Source organism: Pseudomonas sp. Sample_24, from assembly GCF_004307605.1.
Taxonomy (GTDB): Bacteria; Pseudomonadota; Gammaproteobacteria; order Pseudomonadales; family Pseudomonadaceae; genus Aquipseudomonas.
This window is the reverse complement of sequence record NZ_RCNW01000368.1, coordinates 1-3,649: the sequence shown is the minus strand read 5'-3', so window position 1 is coordinate 3,649 and position 3,649 is coordinate 1. Positions and strand designations below refer to the sequence as shown.

Below are 3,649 nucleotides of genomic sequence, written 5' to 3'. Positions count from 1 at the left end.
CTCATCATGTGCTTGGGCGTGTAGTCCATCACCAGGCTCCAGATGTTGGCGGTCCAGGCCTGGTGCGCGCCGATGGCCAGAGAGATGGCGAACACTGCGACCCACAGGTTGCTGGAACCCGCCGCCATGACCACGCCGATGATGCAGCAGGCGAACAGGAACATCGACATCAGTCGCGCCTTGATCGGGTTGACACCGCGGCCGATCAGGAACGAGGAGAGGATGCCGCCGCCCACGCTGCCGAAGTCGGCAGTGAGGTAGATGATGATCAGCGGGATGCCCATCTGGGTCACGTTGATGCCCAGGTTGTATTGCTGATTGAGGAACGGTGGCAGCCAGTACAGGTAGAACCAGAACACCGGCGCGGTGATCGAGTAGGCGAGGGCAAAGGCCCAGGTGCCGCGCATGCGCAGGATTCGCGAGAACGGTACGCGGGTCTGTTCCGGTTCGACTTCATTCTGGATGTAGTCCAGTTCGGACTGTTTGACGCTCGGGTGATCTTCCGGGTTGAAGTACTTCAGGCCCCAGAACAGCAACCAGATACCGCCCAGTGCGGCCATGCACAGGAACGCGGCTTGCCAGCCCCAGACGTGCAGGATCAGCGGCAGCAGCATCGGCGTGAACATCGCACCGACGTTGGTACCGGCGTTGAAAATGCCGGTGGCCACCGCACGTTCACCGGCCGGGAACCACAGGCGCGTGGTTTTCACGCAGGCCGGGTAGTTGGCGGCTTCAGTGAGGCCGAGAATGAAACGGCAGACCATGAAGCCGACCGCCGAAGTGGCCAGGCCGTGGGCACCGGTCGCCAGGCTCCAGAGCAGCACGGCGCAGAAGAACACGCGCTTGACGCCGACCCGGTCGATCAATCGGCCTTGCAGCACGAAGCCGATGGCGTAGCCGACCTGGAACCAGAAGTTGATGTTGGCGTAGTCCATCGCCGTCCAGCTCATTTCCTTGGCAAGGATCGGCTGCATGACGCCGAGGGCGGCGCGGTCGATGTAGTTCAGGGTGGTGGCGAAAAACACCAGCGCCAGCATGCCCCAGCGGGTTTTGCCGACCGCCATGGCACCACGGATTTTATCGCCGATGCCACCAGTGGCAGCGCTCATGGCCGGAGCCATGCGGGAGCTTTGAGTAGGAATCATGTGTACCACCCGTTTTTGAATTTGTTATGAGTGTTCTGGGTCGTCGAACAGTTTTTTGAACACGGCGACCGGTGGTTGGTTACCCGGCCTCAATGTGGGATTGATGTTGCGCAGTGAACAAAAAATCGTCAATTCGCCAACGGCCATTGTGTTCGATAATCGCACGCAAAACTAACCGGGTAGTACACTTTGAATTGATCAATGCACCGGCCCGCTCAATAATTCGCTCACTCTATTAAAAGCGGCGCAAATTCCCTGTAGCCGAAGCCTCCACCAGGAGTCGAAAACATGCAGCGTTCCATTGCCACCGTGTCCTTGAGCGGTACCCTGCCGGAAAAACTCGAAGCCATTGCCGCCGCCGGTTTTGACGGTGTCGAGATTTTCGAGAACGACCTTCTCTACTACGACGGCAGCCCTCGGGAAATTAAACAGATGTGCGCCGATCTCGGGATCGCCATCACCCTGTTCCAACCGTTCCGGGATTTCGAAGGCTGCCGCCGTGACCGCTTGTCGCGCAATCTGGAAAGGGCCGAGCGCAAGTTCGACCTGATGCAGGAACTGGGCACCGACCTGGTGCTGGTGTGCAGCAACGCCTCGGCCGATTCCATCGGTGATGAACAGATTTTAGTCGATGATTTGCGCCTGCTGGCTGAACACGCTGGTGCGCGCGGTCTGCGCATCGGTTACGAAGCGCTGGCCTGGGGCCGGCATGTGAACACCTGGCAGCAGGTGTGGAACATTGTTCGCCAAGCGGATCATCCAAGCCTCGGGGTGTTGCTCGACAGCTTCCATACGCTGTCGCTCAAAGGCGACCCGAGCGCCATCGCCGAAATTCCCGGCGACAAGATTTTCTTCGTGCAAATGGCCGACGCGCCGATCCTGGCCATGGATGTGCTGGAGTGGAGCCGACATTTCCGGTGCTTCCCGGGCCAGGGTGAATTCGATCTGCCGGGCTTCCTCGCGCCGATCATCAAGAGTGGCTACACCGGCCCGCTGTCGCTGGAGATCTTCAACGACGGTTTCCGTGCCGCGCCGCCGCGGGCCAATGCTGCCGACGGTTTGCGCTCGTTGCTTTACCTTGAAGAGAAAACCCGCCAGCGCCTGGAACAGCAAGCCAAGCCATCGAGCAACCTCGACATTCTGTTCGAGACACCGAAGGCCAGCGAATACAACGGCATCGAGTTTCTCGAATTTGCCGTGGACGAAAGCCTCGGCGCCAAGCTATCCCATTGGCTGGAGCGTTTGGGTTTCGTCAAGGCAGGCCAGCATCGCTCCAAGAGCGTCAGCCTGCTGCGCCAGGGCGACATCAACCTGATCCTCAACTCCGAGCCGTACTCGTTCGGCCACAGTTTCTTCGAGGCGCACGGGCCGTCACTGTGCGCCACCGCCGTGCGGGTCAAGGACAGCGCCAGTGCGCTGGCCCGGGCCGTGGCTTACAAAGGCCAGCCCTATCGCGGGCTGGTCGGGCCGAACGAACTGGAGCTGGCCGCCGTGCGGGCGCCGGACGGCAGCCTGATTTACCTGGTCGACCAGCAGGCCGACGTCTACGGCACTGACTTCAACCTGTTCCCGGATGCGCAGACCGCTGGCGGCCTCAAGCGCATCGACCACATGGCCATGGCGCTGCCGGCCGACAGCCTCGACAGTTGGGTGTTGTTCTACAAGAGCCTGCTGGACTTCGAAGCCGATGACGAAGTGGTGCTGCCCGATCCCTACGGCCTGGTGAAAAGCCGTGCACTGCGCAGCCGCGATAGTTCGATTCGCCTGCCGCTGAACATTTCCGAAAACCGCAACACCGCCATCTCACATGCGTTGTCGAGTTATCGCGGCTCCGGCGTGCATCACATTGCGTTTGATTGCGACGATATCTTCGCCCAGGTCAGCCGCGCCAAAGAGGCAGGCGTGCCGCTGCTGGATATCCCGCTCAACTACTACGATGACCTGGCAGCCCGTTTCGATTTCGACGACGAGTTCCTCAGTGAGTTGGCCTATTACAACGTGCTGTACGACCGCGATGCCCAGGGTGGCGAGCTGTTTCACGTCTACACCGAGCCGTTCGAAGGACGCTTCTTCTTCGAGATCATCCAACGCAAGAACGGTTATGCCGGTTACGGCGCGGCCAACGTAGCAGTGCGTTTGGCCGCCATGGCCAAATCCCGAAGCGGCGCCGTACGCCAGGCAAAGTTGTAGGAAAATCGTAAACACGCCGACAAACCGCTGCCGCACGGCTTCCTTCGCTGTGCGGCGCGGCTCATAATCGCCAGCCTGTGCAGTGATGGCCGTGAGCCCGCAATGACAATGACCTCAGAACTCTCCGCAGCGCCCGAGCAACCCCTGGCCGAGCCGCGCAAGAGTCGCAAGAACAACCCGGAAAAAACCCGCGAGAACATCCTTCAGGAAGCGATTGTCGAGTTCGTTCAACAAGGCCTGTCCGGGGCTCGCGTCGATGCGATCGCCGAGCGCATCCACACCTCCAAGCGCATGATCTATTACTACTTCGGCAG

The 3,649-nt window shown here is 60.3% G+C and carries 3 protein-coding genes; 2 read left to right on the top strand and 1 reads right to left on the bottom strand.

Translation table 11 applies throughout. The features are described from left to right. Positions 1 to 1,145: MFS transporter (locus D8V06_RS21135; RefSeq protein WP_130931719.1), on the bottom strand; the 1,145-nt coding region annotated here is incomplete at its 3' end. Between the two features lie 288 nt (positions 1,146 to 1,433). Between D8V06_RS21135 and quiC the strand changes: the two genes are divergently transcribed. Beyond that, complete coding sequence (gene quiC / locus D8V06_RS21130; RefSeq protein ID WP_130931718.1) at positions 1,434 to 3,335, top strand: 3-dehydroshikimate dehydratase QuiC; 1,902 nt, start codon at positions 1,434 to 1,436, stop codon at positions 3,333 to 3,335. A gap of 102 nt (positions 3,336 to 3,437) precedes the next feature. Beyond that, positions 3,438 to 3,649: helix-turn-helix domain-containing protein (locus tag D8V06_RS21125; protein ID WP_130931717.1), on the top strand; the 212-nt coding region annotated here is incomplete at its 3' end.

Bases quoted from the DNA above. Each gene is read 5' to 3' on its own strand.
- quiC (WP_130931718.1), top strand. From the start codon at position 1,434: ATGCAGCGTTCCATTGCCACCGTGTCCTTGAGCGGTACCCTGCCGGAA.